Source organism: Aeromonas taiwanensis (assembly GCF_000820165.1).
GTDB classification, from domain to species: Bacteria; Pseudomonadota; Gammaproteobacteria; order Enterobacterales; family Aeromonadaceae; genus Aeromonas; species Aeromonas taiwanensis.
Genome location: NZ_CDDD01000074.1, coordinates 14,066 through 32,682, shown reverse-complemented (window position 1 = coordinate 32,682; position 18,617 = coordinate 14,066). Strand labels below are relative to the sequence as shown.

16 protein-coding genes are annotated in these 18,617 nt (G+C 64.6%); 3 read left to right on the top strand and 13 right to left on the bottom strand.

What is annotated here, in order from left to right; translation table 11 throughout:
• Window positions 1-199: 199 nt before the first annotated feature.
• Both BN1136_RS20530 and BN1136_RS13490 read left to right on the top strand, forming a co-directional pair.
• A complete protein-coding gene (locus BN1136_RS20530; RefSeq protein WP_231557880.1) occupies window positions 200-2,728 on the top strand; it encodes an autotransporter outer membrane beta-barrel domain-containing protein in 2,529 nt (842 codons plus the stop codon).
• Window positions 2,729-2,778: 50 nt separating this feature from the next.
• The gene (locus BN1136_RS13490) at window positions 2,779-3,327 is read left to right on the top strand and encodes an NAD(P)H nitroreductase (RefSeq protein ID WP_043762292.1); all 549 of its coding nucleotides are present in this window, start codon (window positions 2,779-2,781) and stop codon (window positions 3,325-3,327) included.
• Window positions 3,328-3,757: 430 nt separating this feature from the next.
• Here the strand turns inward: BN1136_RS13490 and BN1136_RS13485 are convergent, their stop codons facing one another.
• The 7 genes from BN1136_RS13485 to BN1136_RS13455 form a co-directional block, all read right to left on the bottom strand.
• Window positions 3,758-4,312, bottom strand: coding sequence for a sugar O-acetyltransferase (locus BN1136_RS13485; protein ID WP_043762291.1), 555 nt, complete (start codon window positions 4,310-4,312; stop codon window positions 3,758-3,760).
• A 58-nt stretch (window positions 4,313-4,370) separates the two neighbouring features.
• Entirely contained in the window at window positions 4,371-5,348 is a 978-nt protein-coding gene (locus BN1136_RS13480) for a D-2-hydroxyacid dehydrogenase family protein (RefSeq protein ID WP_043762290.1), read from the bottom strand.
• Window positions 5,349-5,503: 155 nt separating this feature from the next.
• On the bottom strand, window positions 5,504-6,298 hold the full coding sequence (eutC, locus tag BN1136_RS13475) for an ethanolamine ammonia-lyase subunit EutC (RefSeq protein WP_043762297.1): 795 nt from the start codon (window positions 6,296-6,298) through the stop codon (window positions 5,504-5,506).
• Between the two features lie 21 nt (window positions 6,299-6,319).
• The gene (locus BN1136_RS13470) at window positions 6,320-7,711 is read right to left on the bottom strand and encodes an ethanolamine ammonia-lyase subunit EutB (protein ID WP_043762289.1); all 1,392 of its coding nucleotides are present in this window, start codon (window positions 7,709-7,711) and stop codon (window positions 6,320-6,322) included.
• 81 nt (window positions 7,712-7,792) lie between these two features.
• The gene (gene eat, locus BN1136_RS13465) at window positions 7,793-9,178 is read right to left on the bottom strand and encodes an ethanolamine permease (protein ID WP_043762288.1); all 1,386 of its coding nucleotides are present in this window, start codon (window positions 9,176-9,178) and stop codon (window positions 7,793-7,795) included.
• A 330-nt stretch (window positions 9,179-9,508) separates the two neighbouring features.
• Window positions 9,509-10,387: a 50S ribosomal protein L11 methyltransferase gene (gene prmA / locus BN1136_RS13460; protein ID WP_043762287.1), complete on the bottom strand. Its 879-nt coding sequence runs from the start codon at window positions 10,385-10,387 to the stop codon at window positions 9,509-9,511.
• Window positions 10,388-10,915: 528 nt separating this feature from the next.
• Entirely contained in the window at window positions 10,916-11,932 is a 1,017-nt protein-coding gene (locus BN1136_RS13455) for a zinc-binding alcohol dehydrogenase family protein (protein ID WP_043762286.1), read from the bottom strand.
• A gap of 99 nt (window positions 11,933-12,031) precedes the next feature.
• Here BN1136_RS13455 and BN1136_RS13450 point away from each other — a divergent pair, with 99 nt between their 5' ends.
• The gene (locus BN1136_RS13450; RefSeq protein ID WP_043762285.1) at window positions 12,032-12,904 is read left to right on the top strand and encodes a LysR family transcriptional regulator; all 873 of its coding nucleotides are present in this window, start codon (window positions 12,032-12,034) and stop codon (window positions 12,902-12,904) included.
• Here the strand turns inward: BN1136_RS13450 and BN1136_RS13445 are convergent, their stop codons facing one another.
• The 6 genes from BN1136_RS13445 to aroQ form a co-directional block, all read right to left on the bottom strand.
• Window positions 12,905-14,329, bottom strand: a complete 1,425-nt coding sequence (locus tag BN1136_RS13445; RefSeq protein ID WP_043762284.1) for a PTS transporter subunit EIIC — start codon at window positions 14,327-14,329, stop codon at window positions 12,905-12,907.
• Between the two features lie 87 nt (window positions 14,330-14,416).
• Window positions 14,417-15,874, bottom strand: coding sequence for a sodium/pantothenate symporter (gene panF, locus BN1136_RS13440; RefSeq protein ID WP_043762283.1), 1,458 nt, complete (start codon window positions 15,872-15,874; stop codon window positions 14,417-14,419).
• A complete protein-coding gene (locus tag BN1136_RS13435) occupies window positions 15,864-16,142 on the bottom strand; it encodes a YhdT family protein (protein WP_197068455.1) in 279 nt (92 codons plus the stop codon). The genes panF and BN1136_RS13435 overlap by 11 nt, the downstream gene beginning before the upstream one ends.
• Window positions 16,143-16,244: 102 nt before the next feature.
• Entirely contained in the window at window positions 16,245-17,585 is a 1,341-nt protein-coding gene (accC, locus tag BN1136_RS13430; RefSeq protein WP_043762282.1) for an acetyl-CoA carboxylase biotin carboxylase subunit, read from the bottom strand.
• A 15-nt stretch (window positions 17,586-17,600) separates the two neighbouring features.
• Window positions 17,601-18,062: an acetyl-CoA carboxylase biotin carboxyl carrier protein gene (gene accB / locus BN1136_RS13425; protein WP_043762281.1), complete on the bottom strand. Its 462-nt coding sequence runs from the start codon at window positions 18,060-18,062 to the stop codon at window positions 17,601-17,603.
• Window positions 18,063-18,098: 36 nt separating this feature from the next.
• Window positions 18,099-18,548: a type II 3-dehydroquinate dehydratase gene (aroQ, locus tag BN1136_RS13420; RefSeq protein ID WP_042078169.1), complete on the bottom strand. Its 450-nt coding sequence runs from the start codon at window positions 18,546-18,548 to the stop codon at window positions 18,099-18,101.
• Window positions 18,549-18,617: the final 69 nt, after the last annotated feature.

Genomic DNA, 18,617 nt, shown 5'->3' with positions numbered 1-18,617 from the left:
CCCGGCAGGCGGTCTCACCGGGGAGCCTATGGTTGTATTTGAGTTATCAACACCTTGTCGGCCAGGAGTGGGCCGCGGTGTCGGGGGGCCAGCCGGTTTGGGTGTACTGGGCCCAGCGTTTCGGCCATCGGCCATCTTTGTCCCTCAATGGGGGGCATGGTCGGGTGCTGGATAGATGCTTGTTCGGTAAGGAAACCACATGAGCCTAACTGAATCACGGATGCCGGCCCGGGGGCCGGGTTGCCCCTTGAGCCTTGTCGCCTGGAGCATGGCGATGAGCTTGTACGGCATCAACGCCGCCGCCGATCCGGCGGGGCGTCTCGTCTTTCTCGGCTGGACCGCCGATCAGCAGCACTCCGTCTGGCTGTCCGCCATCTCTCCCGGCCAGTTCGAGGTCGAATCCGCCAAGCAGAACCAGATCTACGACAGCTGGCAGCAAGACAGGAGGGGGTTGCACCTGACCCTCTCCCCCGAAGTCCAGAACGGGGGGACGCACAAGCTGTATGCCTATGACGACGGGAGCGGCAAGCGGGTCTTGCTCGATACGGATAACCAGCAGCCTGGTCATTTCACCTTCCCGGATCACTTCACCCCGCCCTCCGGGCCTATCCTGCCCCCCCAAGGCATGATGCCGACGAGGCCGGGCAGTCTGTTGCCCGATCGGCCGGGTGGAACACAGCCGCCCATCGGCGCCGTGCCACCCCAGGGGGTGATGCCGACCCGGCCGGGGACGTTGTTACCCAATCGACCGGGTGGAACACAGCCGCCCACTGGCGCCGTGCCACCACAGGGCATGATGCCGACCCGGCCGGGCAGTCTGCTACCCGATCGACCGGGTGGAACACAGCCGCCCATCGGCGCCGTGCCGCCCCAGGGGATGATGCCGACAAGGCCGGGCAGTCTGCTACCCGATCGACCGGGTGGAACACAGCCGCCCATCGGCGCTGTGCCGCCCCAGGGGGTGATGCCGACCCGGCCGGGGACGTTGTTACCCAATCGACCGGGTGGAACACAGCCGCCCATCGGCGCCGTACCACCCCAGGGGGTGATGCCGACCCGGCCGGGGACGTTGTTACCCAATCGGCCGGGGGGCGTACAGCCGCCCCAGGGCATGATGCCGACGAGACCGGGCAGTCTGCTACCCGATCGACCGGGTGGAACACAGCCGCCCACTGGCGCCGTGCCACCCCAGGGGATGATGCCGACAAGGCCGGGCAGTCTGTTGCCCGATCGACCGGGTGGAACACAGCCACCCATCGGTACAGTGCCACCTCAGGGGGTGATGCCGACAAGGCCGGGTGGAGTGCAGCCGCCGATCGGTACTGTGCCACCTCAAGGGGTGATGCCTACCCGACCGGGTGGAGTGCAGCCTCCCATCGGCACTGTGCCGCCCCAGGGGACGATGCCGACAAGGCCGGGCAGTCTGCTACCCGATCGACCGGGGGGAACACAGCCACCCATCGGTACAGTGCCACCTCAGGGGGTGATGCCGACAAGGCCGGGCGGTCTGTTACCCGAGCGGCCGGGGGGAACACAGCCACCCATCGGCACTGTGCCGCCCCAGGGGATGATGCCGACAAGGCCGGGCGGTCTGTTGCCCGATCGGCCGGGGGGAACACAGCCACCCATCGGCACGGTGCCGCCCCAGGGGATGATGCCGACGAGGCCGCCCCTGGGGGAGAGGCCCACTATCACGCTGCCGGGCAGGGTTGAGCTGCCAGCGGTCTTGCCGGGTCGGGTGACGGCAGGGCAGCAAGCGAGCGAGCGGGCCCTCGACGAGCGCACCCTGTGTGTGATGCCGGACGAGCGGGATCGCCTGCCCGCCGAGCAGCGGGATCACTATCCGGATTGCCCCTTCAGCCGCGTCGAACTGGCCGCGGGTCAGGTAGCGGCCGAAGAGCCGCCTGCCGCCGTGCAACCGGCAGAGCGGCGCTGGAACCTCTGGGCGGATGAGGTCTACTATGACATCTCGGATCACCGCCACGGGCTCGACATCTCGGGTTTGACCAATGTGTTCAGCCTGGGGGCGGACACCCGGCTGGATAACCGCCTCATCCTCGGCTTCAGCATCTCCCGGGTCGACAGCAGGGTGGACGCTTTCAATGGCGGCATGCAGCTGGCGGCCTGGGGATACAACCTGGGCCCCTATCTGGCGTACCCGCTGTCGGAGAGCTGGATGCTGGATGGCAGCCTGGTCTACGGCTGGATGGACAATACCCAGGAGCTGCTCTTCCTCTCCGGCGACTATGGGTCGACCTCTTTTGGTGGCAGCCTGGGAGCCATCGGCCAGTACTTCTGGTCCGAGACGTCGGTGCGCCCGCGGCTGGCCATCAATTACAGCCATGACCGCAGCGACGGATACCGGATGGAGGGGGATTACCGGGGGCTGGCCGTGCGGCTGGCGCGGGACAGCGACAGTGACAATCAGGGCAACCTGACGGGCACGGTCGAATTCAGCAGCGTCTATTACACCCGCCAGGGCCGGCCGCTGATGCCTTACGGTGAGCTGGGGCTGGATTATGGCTTTGAACGGCCGAACGATGGCTATATCCTGACGGGCGATCTCAGCTCGGCGCGTACCGATCCCCTCAGCGGGACGGTGCGATTGGGCGTGCGCACCCTGATCGGCAGCGAGGCCACCCTGACCACCAGTGCCGGGTACACCAGCATAGGGCAGGATGGGCTCAACATCTGGGAGTGGCGCATCAATCTCTCCAAGCCGTTCTGACCCCATAGACAGGGGCGATACCGCCCCTCACGACCAAGAAGGAGCATCGAATGGATGCACTGACGCTACTGCTCAATCGCCACTCCTGTGGCCGCCTGACCGAACCGGCGCCGAGCGGCGAGGCACTGGACAATATCCTGAAGGCGGGGCTGCGTGCGCCGGATCACGGCACCCTGACCCCCTGGCAGTTCATCCTGTTTGAAGGGGAGGGGCGCGAGCGCCTGGGCACCCTGCTGGCCAACGCCGCCCGTGCTCGTGGGGAGGATGAGGACAGCGTCGAGAAGTCTCGGACTGCCCCCCTGCGCGCGCCTCTGGTCATCGCGGTCGCGACCCGGTATCAGGCGCACCCCAAGGTGCCGAAACTGGAGCAGGAGCTCTCCGCCGGTTGTGCCCTGATGGCGATGCAGATGGCGGCCCAGGCCCAGGGCTTCAACGGCATCTGGCGCTCCGGCTGGTTTATCTTCGATGCGGGGATCAACGCCGGACTGGGGCTGGCACCGGAGGATCAGCTGGTGGGCTTCCTCTACCTCGGTACCCCCATGCTGGAGGCTCGCAAGCTGCGCGAGCTGCCGATGGCGGACTTCGTGCGCCGCTTCTGAGCCATAAAAATAAAAAGAAAGCCCTGATTATTCAGGGCTTTTTTGTTTTCTGATAGTTCCATCAGGCTGTACTGATAAATGGGCGCTTGCCAAGAGGGGAGCGGGGATTAGCCGGACATTTTTTAAATAGTGAGAGGTTCTTCTCAATCCTGGTGGATTACGCTATGTAAAACGTTTGCGCCCCTTTATTATCCCACTGCCAGTTTAGAAGGGGATCCCTTCTAATTTTCTGCGATGAGAGTCGCAATTCCGTAGCACCTTTTTACAGCCCAACGTCTTCATGACATTGGGCTTCATTTTTTTGGGCGTTTTTTAGGTATAGGTACCCTCAACCTCCTAGGACTGGAAAGGTCACCTTTTCACAGGTCATCATGGTCTTCATGACATTGGGCTTCATTTTTATTGGTGCGGCTCGGTAGTGCGCCCGGGCTCAGCCTTCCGCCCTGGCTGGCAGTATCCTGGCCGGGTTGCCCACCACCCGGGCACCGGCCGGCACATCCTTGCTGACCACGGCCCCCGCGCCGACGATCGCCTCCCGCCCTATGGTTACCCCCGGCAGCAGTATGGCCCCGCCCCCGATCCAGACCCTGTCTTCGATGGTGACCGGCAGCGCCGTCTCCACCCCCTGCAGGCGTTCATCGGCCTCCAGGGCGTGGGCGGCGGTGTAGATCTGCACGTTGGGCCCTATCATCACCCCGGCGCCGATGCGGATCGGTGCGTTGTCCAGCAGGGTGGCCCCCATGTTGATGTAGGAGCCCTGGCCAAGGTGGATGTGGCGGCCATAGGTACAGTAGAGGGGCGGGCAGATGAAGGCCCCCTCTGCCAGCTCGCCGACGATCTCCCGCAGCAGCGCGAGCTGCTCATCCTCCTCGTCGCAGTGGTTGAAGCGGCGGTAGAGGCGCGCCGTCTCCCGGCGCAAGAGATCCAGCTCCGGCGCCATGCAGTTGTAGGGCTGGCTGGCGATCATCTTCTCGTATTCGGTCATGGGGGCTCCTTGTCGGTCTGGCGCTGCAGCTTGGCGGCCGGGCCGCCGGATAACCTGATCAGCCGCCCGCCACGGGCAGCACCAGGTTGGTCGGTCTGCCCTCGGCAAAGGCAACCAGGTTTTCAAAGGCGGCACGAAAATAGAGTTCGTAGCTGTTGCGCTCCACATAGCCCAGGTGCGGCGTGGCCACCACGTTGGGCAACCCCAGCAGGGGCTCGCTGTCCGGCGTGGCGGGCTCGATGTCGAACACGTCGACTGCCGCCCGCCGGCTCGGGTTGGCGCTCATCGCCGCATACAGGGCGCCCGGCTCGATAAGCTCCGCCCGGCTCACATTGACCAGCAGGGAGTCCCCCTTCATGCGCGCGAGATCGGCCCGGGTCACGCAGCCGCGGGTCGCCTCACCGAGGCGCAGGTGCAGGGAGAGGACATCGGCCTGGCGGAAGAAGGCCTCCTTGTCGGGGGCGCTGGCATGGCCATCTTGCTCGGCCTGCCGGCGGGAGGCGTCACTGCCCCATACCAGCACCGACATGCCAAAGGCCCGGCCGTAACCGGCCACCAGCCTGCCAATCTTGCCATAGCCCCAGATGCCCAGGGTCAGCCCCTGCAGGGTGCGACCAAGACCCAGCGCGCCGGATTGCTGCCACTGTCCCTGGGCGAGGGCATGGCTGTAGGCCGGAAGGTGGCGGGAGGCCGCCATGATGAGGGCCCAGCAGAGCTCGGCCGGTGCCACCGGGCTGCCGACGCCCTCGGCGACGGCCACGCCGTGGCGCTGGCACTGGAGGGGGTCGATATGCTGGCTGACTTTGCCGGTCTGGCTGATGAGGCGAAGGGAGGGGAGGCGCTTGAGCAGCGCCTCGTCGATGCGGGTGCGCTCGCGGATCAGCACCAGGGCCTCCACCCCTTCCAGGCGAGCGGCGAGGCGCGCGGCATCGGGCTCGCCCTGGTTGAGAATGCGAACGTCGTGCCCCGCCAGCAGGGCAAAGCAGGGGAGGTGGCGCACCTGATCCTGATAGTCATCCAGAATGGCGATCTTCATTTTATCCTCCTGTTTCCAGTCATTGCGTGCCCTTGGGCTGCGCACAGGCGAGTGTCGCCGATGGCTGGATGACGATGCCTGCAGCCGTATCAAGATTCAAGTGGTTCAGATTGGAATCTCACCGTGGACGAGCCCGGGCGGGCCCGTCCGCATCATCAGGTGGGGCGAGAGGGGGGCAGGGTCGCATCGTGCTCGATCAGCCGGGAGAGTTCGCCGCTCTCATCCTTGAGGGCGACCCCGGTCAGGCGGCGGCTGAAGGCCTGCTCCAGCAACCAGGCCAGCTTGTGCGCCGCCTGGGGAAAATCCAGGCCCGCCGGTCGCACGTTGGAGATGCAGTTGCGCTCGGAGTCCATGCGCCCGACCCTGGGCTGCCAGGTCAGATAGAGCCCCAGGCTGTCGGGTGAGGAGAGGCCGGGGCGCTCGCCAATCATCACCAGCACGGCGCGCGCCCCCAGCAGCTCGCCCACCTCGTCCCCCAGTGCCACTCTGGCCTGGCTGGCCATGACCAGCGGGGCGCAGGTCAGCCCCAGACGCCTGAGATGGGATTGCAGGGACTCGACAAAGGGCAGGGCATTCTGGTGCAGGGCGGTGGAGGAGAGACCATCCCCCAGCACAATGGCGAGGTCGACCTCGTTCTGCGGCTGCTGGCTCAACAGGCTGCGACTGGCGTCGTCCAGGCGCCGGCCCAGATCGGGGCGGCGCAGATACTCCTCCCGGGTGCTGGCGGCGCTGTGCACCGCCAGCACCCGGTGTCCTGCGGACTCGAGCGCATGAGTCAGCCGGGCGACGTCCAGTGGCTGGTGCACCGCATCCCGGGCCTGGGCGTGGGCCAGGCCAAAGGCCAGCAACGCCTCCGTGGGCAGGCTGACGCCGGTGCGCCCCAGGGCGATGCGGGCAGAGGTGTAGCGCTTGAGCTCAAGCCAGGGGTTCAAGTGCACGATGTCGCTCATGTCATGGGGCTCCTTGCTCATTCAGGCCACCTTGCCACGGGGGCCGAAGGTGGTCAGCAGCGGGTGGCGCAGGCCGGCATCGAGCAGCTGGCCATCCGGGTTGGTGAGCTGCATGCGCACCAGCCAGTCGGCAAATTCCGGTGCGTGCTTGAGGCCGAGCAGATCGCGGATGTAAAGGGCGTCGTGAAACGAGGTGCTCTGGTAGTTGAGCATGATGTCGTCGGCACCGGGGACACCGATGAGGAAGGTGAGACCGGCGGTGGCCAGCAGGGTGAGCAGGGTATCCATGTCGTCCTGATCCGCTTCGGCATGGTTGGTGTAGCAGACGTCACAGCCGAGCGGCACCCCCAGCAGCTTGCCGCAGAAGTGATCTTCCAGCCCGGCGCGGATGATCTGCTTGCCGTCATAGAGGTATTCCGGCCCGATGAAGCCCACGACGGTATTGCACAGCAGCGGCTTGAAGTGGCGAGCCACCCCGTAGGCCCTCGCCTCGCAGGTCTGCTGATCCAGCCCGTGGTGGGCATTGGCCGAGAGGCAACTGCCCTGGCCCGTCTCGAAGTACATGACGTTGTTGCCCAGGGTGCCCCGTCCCAGGCCGAGGGCCGCGTCATGGGCCTCCTGCAGCAGGGCCAGATCGATGCCGAAGCCCCGATTGGCCGCTTCGGTGCCGGCGATGGACTGGAATACCAGATCCACGGGCACATTGCGCTCGATGAGCTGCAGGGTGTTGGTGACATGGGTCAGGATGCAGGATTGGGTGGGAATGTCGAAACGCTGGATCACCTCGTCGAGCATCTGATTCAGGCTGGCGAGGACCGGCAGGTTGTCGCTGGCCGGGTTGATGCCGACCACCGCATCCCCGGCGCCATACAGGAGACCATCGAGCATGGCGGCGGCAATGCCCTGGGGATCGTCCGTGGGGTGGTTCGGCTGCAGCCGCACGCTGAGCCGGCCGGGTAACCCTATGGTGTTGCGAAAGGCGGTGACGACCCGGCATTTTCTGGCGACCAGGATCAGATCCTGATTGCGCATCAGCTTGCTGACGGCGGCGGCCATCTCGGGCGTGATGCCGGGGGCCACGCGCGCCAGGGTCTGGCTGTTGGCCGCCTCCGACAGCAGCCAGTTGCGAAAATCCCCCACCGTCAGGTGGCTGATGGGGGCAAAGGCGGCGCTGTCATGGTTGTCCATGATGAGGCGGGTCACCTCGTCCTGTTCATAGGGGATCAGCGCCTCGTTGAGGAAGGTCTTGAGGGGGAGATCCGCCAGCGCCATCCTGGCGGCCATCCGCTCCTCGGCGCTGCCGGCGGCGACGCCGGCCAGATAGTCGCCGGAGCGGGCCGGCGTAGCCTTGGCCATGAGGGTGCGCAGATCGGGAAACTGATAGCTGTGGTGAGAGAGGTGGGTGCGATACATGGGCGTTCTCGTCGATTCATGGGGCCGGAAGCGCACAGTGCCTTCGCTGACGCTGTGCGCTTCGGGCAAACGGGGCGGGTATCAACCAGCCTTGACCAGCTCGCCATCGCTGGCGGCGAGCGCTTCGTCATGGGTCAGACGGAAGTAGGCGTATCCCGCCAGCATCAGGCCGCCGAAGATCAGTGCCAGCAGGCCGTTGTAATAGACCATGGCCACCAGACAGAGGATAGCCAGTCCCAGCGCGAGTGCCGGAGCAAAGGGATAGAGCGGGGCCTTGAACGGGCGTTGCAGCGCAGGCTCGGTGCGGCGCAGCTTGAACAGGGCGGCCATCGAGATGATGTACATGACGATGGCGCCAAACACCGCCATGGTCACTATGTTGGCCGTGAGGGAGAGCCCGCCGATGACGATCAGCGAGTCGGAGAAGATCGCCAGGATCCCCACCACGCCGCCGGCCAGGATGGCCCAGTGCGGGGTCTGGAAGCGCGGGTTGACCGAGGCCAGCGTGGCGGGCAGATAGCCGGCCCGCGCCAGGGCAAAGATCTGGCGGGAATAGCCCATGATGATGCCATGGAAGGAGGCGATGAGGCCGAACAGCCCCAGCCAGACCAGCATGTGCAGCCAGCCGCTGCTCTCGCCCACGATCATCTTCATGGCCTGTGGCAGGGGATCGTTGATGTTGGCGAGCTGGCGCCAGTCGCCGACACCCCCGGCAAACACCATGACCCCCATGGCCAGCACGACCAGGGTGAGTATGCCCCCGATGAACGCCTTGGGGATGGTCTTCTTCGGTTCCTTGGCCTCTTCGGCCGCCATGGCGGCTCCTTCAATAGCGAGGAAGAACCAGATGGCAAACGGAATGGCGGCAAAGATGCCGGAGACGGCGCCGAGGCTGAACTCCTGTTGACCCGCCCAGCCGTTGAGCATGAAGTTGCTGGCGCTGAAGCCCGGGCTGACCACCCCCATGAAGACCAGCAGCTCGAAGATGGCGAGCAGGGTGACCAGCAGCTCGAAGGTGGCGGCGATGCCTACCCCGATGAGATTGAGGGTCATGAAGACGAGATAGGCGCTCACCGCTACCCACTTGGGATCGATGGCCGGGAACTGCACATTGAGGTAGGCGCCGATCGCCATGGCGATGGCGGGCGGGGCGAACACGAACTCGATCAGGGTGGCAAAGCCTGCGATGTATCCCCCGACCGGGCCAAAGGCGCGGTAGGCATAGGCAAAGGGGCCCCCTGCATGGGGGATGGAGGTGGTCAGCTCGGTGAAGCTGAAGATGAAGGCCGTGTACATGGCCGCCACCAGCAAAGAGGTGACCAGAAAGCCCATGGTGCCCGCCTGCGCCCAGCCGTAGCTCCAGCCGAAATATTCCCCCGAGATCACCAGCCCCACGGCGATCCCCCACAGTTGGAAAGCCCCCAGAGTCCGTTTCAGTGCCGGTTTTGCACAATCCTGATGCTGCATACGCTTCTCCAAATGACATTCAAAGGTGAAAGTCTCTGAAGGGCGGGTTTGCAAGGGGCGTACCACTCAGCCACATGGCACGCTATGTCATTACTTTTCAAATGGTTGTATGGCATCCATGCTGAAGGCCGCCGCACAGCCATTGCGTCATTGTGGTGCAGCGGCACCACTATGCCCGGCTGGTGGCTGCGTGCCTGGATGGGGAGGCTGGGGGAGCACGGAGAGAGTGCGCAGGAAGCTGCGTAAAACGGACAGGCAGAAACAACAAGAGCACCCCGGGGTGCCCTTGTTGTCATCCGCCGCGCTGGAGGCGGGACGGGAGATGTCTGCTTAACCGTGCTTGCGACCGGAGAGGCGGCACCACTCCTCTTTCACTGCGGTCGGATCCATCTCGAACCACTGGCCGTAGATGATCTCCAGCTCCGGCGCCTGGCTCTCCAGCACGCCGGAGAGGGCCATCAGGCTGCCCGCCTTGCCGTGGCCGGCGATGAGCGGGGCGAGTTCCCGCAGCGGGCCGGCCAGGATGTTGGCCACCACCACGTCCGCTTCGACGTCTTGCGGCTGATCCGCCGGCAGATAGAGTTCGATCTGGCCCGCGACGCCGTTGCGCTCGGCGTTGTCACGGCTCGCCTGGATGGCCTGGGGATCGATGTCGATGCCGATGACCCGGGCGGCCCCGAGTTTCAGCGCCGCGATGCCGAGGATGCCGGAGCCGCAACCGAAGTCGACCACTGTCTTGCCGGCCAGATCCAGCCCGTCCAGCCACTGCAGGCAGAGCGCCGTGGTGGGGTGGGTACCGGTACCGAAGGCCAGGCCCGGATCCAGCATGACGTTGACCGCCTCGGGGTCCGGCACGTCGCGCCAGCTCGGGCAGATCCAGAGTCGCTCGCCGAACTGCATGGGGTGGAAGTGATCCATCCACTCGCGCACCCAGTCCTTGTCCTCCAGCTGCTCCACCTTGTAGCCCACGTCTTCCCCGAAGATCTGCTGGAAGAAGGCGATGGTGGGGGCCGGATCTGTCTCGGCATCGAACAGGCCCATCACCTCGGTCTCGCCCCAGAGCGGGGTCTCGCCGGGCATGGGTTCATAGACGGGCACATCCTTGGCATCCATAAAGGTCACCGCCTGGGCTCCACGCCCCAGCAGCATGTTGCTCACCTTGTCCGCGGTCTTGGCGGTGGCGTTGATTCGAATTTGTATCCAGGGCATGGCGTCGACTCTTCATAAATGTGAAACCGCGGGATTCTACCATCATGGGCCTGTGCTGTCGTGGTTTGCCCGTGGCGGCATGGGAAAGGAAGGCTACGCTGCCAAGTTGGCACGGTTAATGTATTCCTTACTGGGTGACGGGAAGCAACTTGTTCCCGCTGAATGCTTTGCTCTATGAAGTTCCGTCATCTTTTTCAGCCACCCTCGGGTGGCTATTTTTTTGGAAAATCGGCAAATATCGGCGATCAGGCGAGAAAAACAAGAAATTGGCACGCTATCTGCAAAGATAGAAATGTCCTGCATAAGGATGTGTGTGTGATTGTTACCCCAACGTTCAGGTTTTTAGGGCCATCCCAACGGGATGGCCCCTTTTTTTATGGTTTTTGCCGAGAAAGCCCCGCCATCGGGGGGCAGGGCCTGCGGCGGCTGTGCACTGTTGGGGCTTGTCACTGGTGATTTCACCCCATGATGGTGCATTTTATTACCCATTAGGGAATAGGAGGGGGTGAAGGCAGTGGGCGAGTTGCCTCAGCGATCGAAATTTCCCATGTCGATCACCAGCTTGCCCACCATACGGCCCGCCTCCAGCTCGCGATGGGCCTCTGCCAGGCTGGCGGGGGTCAGCGCGGGCAGCGTCTTGGTGAGGGTGGTCTTGAGCACCCCCTCGTCGATCAGGGCCGCAACCCGGCCGAGCAGGTGATGCTGCTCGATCATGTCCGGGGTCTGGAACAGGGAGCGGGTGAACATGAACTCCTGGCTGAAGGTGGCGCTCTTGGACTTGAGCAGGGCCAGATCCCAGGGCTCGCTGGACTCGGCGATGGTGCAGATGTGACCGAAGGGGCGAATGAGGCTCGCCATGGCCCCCCAGTGCTGCTCGGTGGCATTGGTGCAGAAGATGGCGTCGAGCTGGCGGATGCCAAGGGCGGCCAGCTCCGCCTGCAGGTCGTGGTGGATCACGACCTGGTGCGCCCCCATGGCCAGGCACCACTCCCGGGTCTCGGGGCGCGAAGCGGTGGCGATCACCTCCATGGCGGTGAGCCGGCGGGCCAGCTGGATGGCAATGGAGCCGACGCCGCCGGCCCCGCCGATGATGAGCAGCCTGCCAGTGCTCTCGCGGGTTAGGCCAAGGCGCTCGAACAGGGTTTCCCAGGCGGTGATGGCGGTGAGTGGCAGGGCGGCGGCTTCCACATCGTTCAGGCTGGCGGGGGCGAGGGCGGCGATGCGCTCGTCCACCAGCTGCAGGGCGCTGTTGCTGCCGGGGCGGCTGATGTCGCCCGCATACCAGACCCTGTCACCGGGCTGGAACAGGGTCACCTCGCTACCGACGGCAACGACGTCACCGACGGCGTCCCAGCCCAGCACGCGGGGACTGCTCTCCACCTTCTCCTTGGGGGCACGCACCTTGGTGTCGACCGGGTTGACGGAGGTGGCGCTCAGACGCACCAGCAGATCCCGCGGGCCTGGGGTGGGGTCGGGCAGTTCGACCTCGATGAAGCAGTGGGGGTGATCGCTCGGCAGATAGTGGGTCAGGGCAATGGCTTTCATGGCACTTCCTTTCTAATGGAACAGGTAGGATTGCCAGCCAGTCTAGTCTGGTTGATTATTCGTATTAAGGTGGGTAATTGGTAAAGACTGTTTGAATATATGAACAATATCGAACTGGAGTTGATGGGGCTGTTCGCTACCGTGGTCGAGCAGGGCAGCTTCACCCGGGCGGCCGAGGTGCTCGGCATGCCCAAGTCCTCGGTGAGCCAGAAGATCTCGCGCCTCGAGTCCCGGCTCGGGGTGCGCCTGTTGCAGCGCACCACCCGCAGGCTGAGTCTGACGCCCCAGGGAGAGGTCTATGTGGAGCATTGTCAGGGGCTGCTGACCCTGGCCCGCAGCGCCAATCTGGCGATGGCCAGGCTGAGATCCGCCCCGGCGGGCCGGGTGCGGATCACCGCCCCCGAGGCGACCGGCACCCTGCTGCTCGGCCGGATCCTGGCGGAGTTTCGCGCCCTCTATCCCGAGGTGGTGCTGGAGCTGACCCTGTGCGACGAGCAGCTGGATCTGGTGGGGGAGGGTTACGATCTGGCGCTGCGGGCGGCGCCCCTGAAAGACTCCAGCCTCATCTGTCGGCGCATAGGCCAGGTGGCGCGCCATCTGGTGGCCGCCCCGGGTTATCTGGCGCGCCACGGCACGCCGCAGCAGGTGGCGGATCTGGGCGGGCATGCCTGCCTGGTGCACGGATCGCTGCCGGTATGGCCGCTGCAGGAAGGGGGTTGGCGGCCCCGTGGGGCTTGCCTCAGCAACAGCCTGCTGGCGCTGCGGGAGCTGGCACTTCACGAAGGGGGTATCGCCCTGTTGCCGGCCCACGTCTGCCGAGAGGCGCTGGCGGCGGGGCTGCTGCACAAGGTGCTGCCAGACCACCCCATTCCTCCCAATCCCTTCTATCTCATCTACCCGAGCCGGGAGCACCTGGCCCCCGCCTTGCGCAGCCTGATGGACTTCGTCGCCGAGCGCCTGCCCTTCGCCTGATCACTGGTGCTGGCCGAGGGGGGCCTGACCGGGTTCGAGGCCGAGGGGCACAGACTGGCGCTCCGCCAGCATGCGGATCTGCCCCTCGATGAGGCCGGCATTGGGGCCCAACACCAGCACCAGCTGGTGCTCGTTCAGGACGATCCAGGAGAGGCAGCCGAGCCTGGCCAGACAGGATTGATCCACCAGCGCCATCTCCCGCACCCGCAGGCTGAGGCGGGTCAGACAGACGTTCATGGCCTGCAGGTTGTCCATGCCCCCCAGCGTCTTGAGGTACTGGATGGCCAGCATCTGGGGATCCGTGGGGGCCACGGTGGCGAGCTGGGGCAGATCCTCGGCGATGGGCTTGCCCGGCAGGCTGAGGGGCGTGTGCTCCAGCAGCCGGGAGAAGAGCAGGGCATAGAGGACGAAAAACAGGATGCCGAGGGGGATGAGCCAGAAGCTGTGATGGCCGCTGGAGTAGCTCAGCACCATGTCCAGCAGGCCCGCCGAGAAGTAAGTGCCTACCTGGATGCCGAGGGCGCTGCAGATGGCCAGCGACAGCCCGGTCAGCAGGGCGTGGGCCAGGAACAGCCAGGGGGCGGTGAAGGCGAACAGGAACTCGATGGGTTCGGTGATGCCCACCAGCGCCGAGGTGAGCGCCAGGGTGAGCAGCAGGCCCCCCTGCGGCACCTGCCGCATTCGCTGGCGATGAAGCCAGATGGCGAAGCAGGCGCCGGGCAGGCCGAACATGATGACGGGGTAGAGGCCGGCCACATAGCCCTCATGGAGTGGCTGGGCGGTGGAGAGGGCCTGCAGATTGCTCTCCCCCAGGCCCATGAGGCTGCCCAGTACCTGGTGCAGGCCCAGGGGGATCAGCAGCCGGTTCAGCACGCCGTAACAGAAGGCGCCGACCGGGGTGGTGAGCAGGTCGGAGGCGAGCAGGGTGATGCCCTGCTCCAGCAAGGGCCAGAGGATGGAGAGGGGGATCACCAGCAGCAGACAGGCCAGGGCCGAGAGCAGCATGCCCGGCAAGTCCTCCTGCAGGGGGCGCAACCAGCCCGGCAGGCGCAGGCCGCGAGCCCAGGAGCAGACCACCGCCGTAGTGAGGCCGGCCAGCAGGCCGCAGATCATGTCCGCATGGAGCCCTGGCACCAGGGTGTTGAGCGCCGAGCCGAGCAACAGGAAGTTGACCGCCCCGGCCAGGGCCTGGGCCCCTTGTCCCTGGCGGCTCAGGCCGAAGGCGATGGCCACCGCATAGATGAGGGGCATCTGGCTGAACAGGGCCTGGCCTGCGAGAGAGAGTACGGCGAGATCCAGCACGTCCGGCTGGCCGAGGCGATGGAGCAGGGCGGCCAGAGGCAGGATGGAGACGGGCAGCAGCAGGGCATAGCCGAGCCGTTGCAAGGACTGGGTCAGGATCTTTCTGGCGTTCGTAGCGGGCATGGGTGAACTGAATTTTGTGACGTGGCGCACATTTTACCCGCATGCCCCCATTTGGGAATAGGTGAGGGGGCTTTATCGCCCCCTTTCTTAATTTTGATCAAACAATCGGCGAACCGACTGATCCGGGGCCGGTGTCAGCAGGCTGACCAGCACGAAGGCGACGAGCCCCAGCCCCAGGCTCGGGACGATGGCGTGCAGCCCGGCCAGCTTGATCCCCCACTGGCTCAGGGCGGTGTAGCAGAGGATGCCACAGACCATGCTGGCCAGGGCCCCGGGCCCGTTGGCCCGGGACCAGTAGAGGCCGAGCACCAGGGGCCAGAGGAACACCGCCTGCAGACCACCGAAGGCGAGCAGGTTGAGCCAGATGATCATCTCGGGGGGCTGCAACGCCGCCACCAGCACCAGGGAGCCCAGGATCAGGGTGCAGAGCAGGGAGAGCCGGGGGATGCGCACCTCCAGCTTCTCCTGCCTCGGGTTGAGGTAGTTGAGGTAGAGATCCTTGACCAGGGTGGCCGAGGCCTGGATCAGCTGGGAGTCGATGGTGGACATGATGGCCGCCATGGGAGCCGCGAGGAAGACCCCGGCCAGCCAGGGAGGGAGCACCTCCATCATGAGGGAGGGCATGATCTTGTCCGGGCTGTCCATACCGGGCAGGATGGCGCGACCGAGGGCCCCGGCCAGGTGCATGCCGAACATCAGTAAGGCACAGACGATGGTGCCGATGAGGATGCCGCGGTGCAGCGCCTTGCTGTCGCGATAGCCGAAGCAGCGCAGGGCGGAATGGGGCAGCCCCACCACCCCGACGCAGACCAGGATCCAGAAGCTCAGCATGAAGGGTTGGGTCAGCATGTCGCCGGCCCCTTGCGGGCTCACCAGCTTGGGGTCTATCTCCCTGAGCTGGTGGATGAGGTTTGGCAATCCGTCACCGGCCACCAGGATCCCCGCCAGCAGGGCCCCGGTGCCGATGAGCATGACGATGCCCTGGAGGGCATCCGTCACCACCACGGCGCGAAAGCCGCCGATCACCGTATAGAGCAGCACGCAACTGGCAAACAGCAGCAGCCCTTGCTGGTAGGAGAGGCCGGTCGCCGCCTCCAGCAGGCGGGCGCCGCCGATGAACTGCACCACCATGGTCGCGATGAAGGCGAGGATGATGGTGACGGAGCCCAGGATCACCACGGCCCGGCTCTGGTAGCGTGCCCACAGCATGTCGTTGATGGTCACCGCATTGACCCGGCGGGCGATGATGGCGAACTTCTTGCCAAGGACACCCAGGGTGAGCCAGACGGTGGGTAGCTGGATCATCGCCAGCAGCACCCAGCCCAGACCGACCTTGTAGGCCGCCCCGGGCCCGCCGATAAAGGACGAGGCGGAGGTGTAAGTGGCCACCAGCGTCATGGCCAGCACCAGGCCGCCCATGCTGCGGTTGCCGATGAAGTACTCCTGCACGAAGTCGCCGCCGACCCGGTGACGGCTGGCCCAGAATCCCACTCCCAGCACCAGCACCAGGTAGACCACCAGCGGCAGCAGCAACTCAAGATTCACGGGGAGGCTCCTTGTCATCGAGGGAGGGAGAGTCGAGGGGGATATCCACGAACAGGCGGTCCACCATGAGGGCGCAGAGGCCGATGAACAGCAGCGGCATCAGGATGCAGCTGAGCAGAAACCAGAGGGGCATGTTCCAGAGCTCGAGCTCTTCCGGGATGAAATAGGCCGAGCCATACCAGGCAATGAAATAAAGCAGGGTGAGCAGCAGGCAGAGGGCTGCTTCCCGACGGGCGAGTGCAAAACGGTTCACCTTGGCCTCCGACAAGTGAGCGGGGCGCAAGAATAACAAAAAAGGGCCATGTCGCCATGGCCCTTTTTTACGTTGCCGATCCGGGTGGATCGCGCATTTTCCCGATAGAAGGCGTCCTTACAGACCCAACTTCTTGTGCAGGTAGTGGATGTTGGTTCCACCGTGCTGGAAGTTTTCGTCCTTCATGATCTCTTTTTGCAGGGCGATGTTGGTCTTGATGCCTTCCACCACCAGCTCGTCGAGGGCGTGACGCATGCGGGCGATGGCGACGTCACGGTTCTCGCCGTAGCAGATCAGCTTGCCGATCATGGAGTCGTAGTAAGGCGGTACCTTGTAACCCGCATAGATGTGGGATTCCCAGCGCACGCCCAGACCGCCCGGCGCGTGGAAGCGCTGGATGAGACCAGGAGAGGGCAGGAAGGTAGCCGGATCCTCGGCGTTGATCCGGCACTCGATGGCATGGCCACGAAGACGGATGTCCTGCTGGGTGATCGACAGGGGCTGGCCGGCGGCGATGCGCAGCTGCTCCTTGATGAGGTCGACGCCGGTGACCATCTCGGTGACCGGGTGCTCGACCTGGATACGGGTGTTCATCTCGATGAAATAGAACTCGCCGTTCTCGTACAGGAACTCGAAGGTACCCGCACCGCGGTAGCCGATCTCGAGACAGGCGCGCACGCAGCGCTCGCCGATGAACTTGCGCATCTCGTCGGTGATGCCGGGAGCCGGCGCCTCTTCCACCACCTTCTGGTGGCGACGCTGCATGGAGCAGTCCCGCTCGCCCAGATAGAGGGCGGTGCCCTGGCCGTCAGCCAGCACCTGGATCTCGATGTGGCGCGGGTTCTCCAGGTACTTCTCCATGTAGACCATGTCGTTCTTGAAGAACTGGCCCGCTTCGGATTTGGTCAGCGCAATGGCGGCAGCCAGCTCGGCTTCGTTGCGCACCACGCGCATGCCGCGACCACCACCGCCACCGGCGGCCTTGATGATCACCGGATAACCGATGCGCTTGGCGATGGCGGCGTTGCGCTTGGCATCGTTGTCCACCGGACCATCGGAGCCGGGTACGCAAGGCACGCCCGCTTTCTTCATCGCCTCGATGGCGGAGACCTTGTCACCCATCAGGCGAATGGTCTCGGCGCGCGGGCCGATGAAGATGAAGCCGGATTTCTCGACCACTTCGGCAAAGTCGGCGTTCTCGGAGAGGAAGCCGTAGCCCGGGTGGATGGCGACGGCACCTGTCACCTCGGCGGCGGCAATGATGGCCGGCACGTTGAGGTAGGACTCACCGCTGGCAGGTTTGCCGATGCAGATGGTTTCGTCCGCCAGGAGCACATGCTTGAGCTCCCGATCGGCAGTGGAGTGAACGGCCACTGTCTTGATCCCGAGCTCTTTGCAGGCGCGCAGGATCCGCAGGGCAATTTCACCGCGGTTGGCGATGACTACTTTGTCCAACATGGGTGGCATTTTCCCTTATTCGATGATGAACAGCGGCTCGTCGAATTCGACTGCCTGACCATTTTCAACCAGGATCGCTTTGATCACGCCGGCCTTGTCAGACTCGATTTGGTTCATCATTTTCATGGCTTCGACGATGCACAGGGTGTCGCCGACATTGACGTGCTGACCCACTTCCACGAACGGCTTGGCTTCCGGGCTGGAAGAGCGGTAGAAGGAGCCCACCATGGGGGAGCGCATCAGATGACCGCTCGGGGCGGCATCGGCAGCGGGCGCTGCGGCAGCGGCCGGAGCAGCGGCTACAGGGGCGGCAACGGGAGCGGCGGCCTGCGGCATGATCATCTGCGGGGCAACGCTAACCTGGCCGGAGAAATTACGGCTGATGCGAACGGACTCTTCCCCTTCGGAGATCTCCAGCTCGGCGATGCCGGACTCTTCAACCAGTTCAATCAGCTTCTTGATTTTGCGGATATCCATTAGCATTCTCTTTCTTCTTTATCAGATAAGTGATTATCAAGCCGCGCGCAACTGATGCACGGCCGCGGTTAAAGCGAATTGGTAGCCATCGGCACCCAGCCCGCAGATCACCCCTTTGGCGACATCAGACAGATAGGAGTGATGACGGAAGGGCTCCCTGGCATGGACGTTGGACAGGTGAACCTCGATAAAGGGGATGGCCACGCCCAGCAGGGCATCGCGAATGGCGACGCTGGTGTGGGTGAAGGCGGCCGGGTTGATGATGATGAAATCCACCTGACCCATGGCCTGATGGATGCGGCCGACCAGCTCGTGCTCGGCGTTGGATTGCAGATGTTCCAGGGTGACACCGAGTTCGCTGGCGCTGTGCACCAGATCGGCGACGATCTCATCGAGCGTCTTGCTGCCGTAGATTCCCGGCTCCCGCTTGCCCAGCAGATTCAGGTTGGGACCGTTGAGCAGAAGGATTCGGTGATGTTGCGACATATTGAGTACATCCTCGATGATTATGCTGCTATCTATCAGCTATCTGTGGACAACCAGAAATCTAGCCAA

Bases quoted from the DNA above. Each gene is read 5' to 3' on its own strand.
- accC (WP_043762282.1), bottom strand. From the start codon at position 17,585: ATGTTGGACAAAGTAGTCATCGCCAACCGCGGTGAAATTGCCCTGCGG.
- BN1136_RS13485 (WP_043762291.1), bottom strand. From the start codon at position 4,312: ATGACCGAATACGAGAAGATGATCGCCAGCCAGCCCTACAACTGCATG.
- eat (WP_043762288.1), bottom strand. From the start codon at position 9,178: ATGCAGCATCAGGATTGTGCAAAACCGGCACTGAAACGGACTCTGGGG.
- prmA (WP_043762287.1), bottom strand. From the start codon at position 10,387: ATGCCCTGGATACAAATTCGAATCAACGCCACCGCCAAGACCGCGGAC.
- aroQ (WP_042078169.1), bottom strand. From the start codon at position 18,548: ATGTCGCAACATCACCGAATCCTTCTGCTCAACGGTCCCAACCTGAAT.
- BN1136_RS13490 (WP_043762292.1), top strand. From the start codon at position 2,779: ATGGATGCACTGACGCTACTGCTCAATCGCCACTCCTGTGGCCGCCTG.
- BN1136_RS13455 (WP_043762286.1), bottom strand. From the start codon at position 11,932: ATGAAAGCCATTGCCCTGACCCACTATCTGCCGAGCGATCACCCCCAC.
- BN1136_RS20530 (WP_231557880.1), top strand. From the start codon at position 200: ATGAGCCTAACTGAATCACGGATGCCGGCCCGGGGGCCGGGTTGCCCC.
- BN1136_RS13480 (WP_043762290.1), bottom strand. From the start codon at position 5,348: ATGAAGATCGCCATTCTGGATGACTATCAGGATCAGGTGCGCCACCTC.
- eutC (WP_043762297.1), bottom strand. From the start codon at position 6,298: ATGAGCGACATCGTGCACTTGAACCCCTGGCTTGAGCTCAAGCGCTAC.
- BN1136_RS13470 (WP_043762289.1), bottom strand. From the start codon at position 7,711: ATGTATCGCACCCACCTCTCTCACCACAGCTATCAGTTTCCCGATCTG.
- BN1136_RS13450 (WP_043762285.1), top strand. From the start codon at position 12,032: ATGAACAATATCGAACTGGAGTTGATGGGGCTGTTCGCTACCGTGGTC.
- accB (WP_043762281.1), bottom strand. From the start codon at position 18,062: ATGGATATCCGCAAAATCAAGAAGCTGATTGAACTGGTTGAAGAGTCC.
- BN1136_RS13445 (WP_043762284.1), bottom strand. From the start codon at position 14,329: ATGCCCGCTACGAACGCCAGAAAGATCCTGACCCAGTCCTTGCAACGG.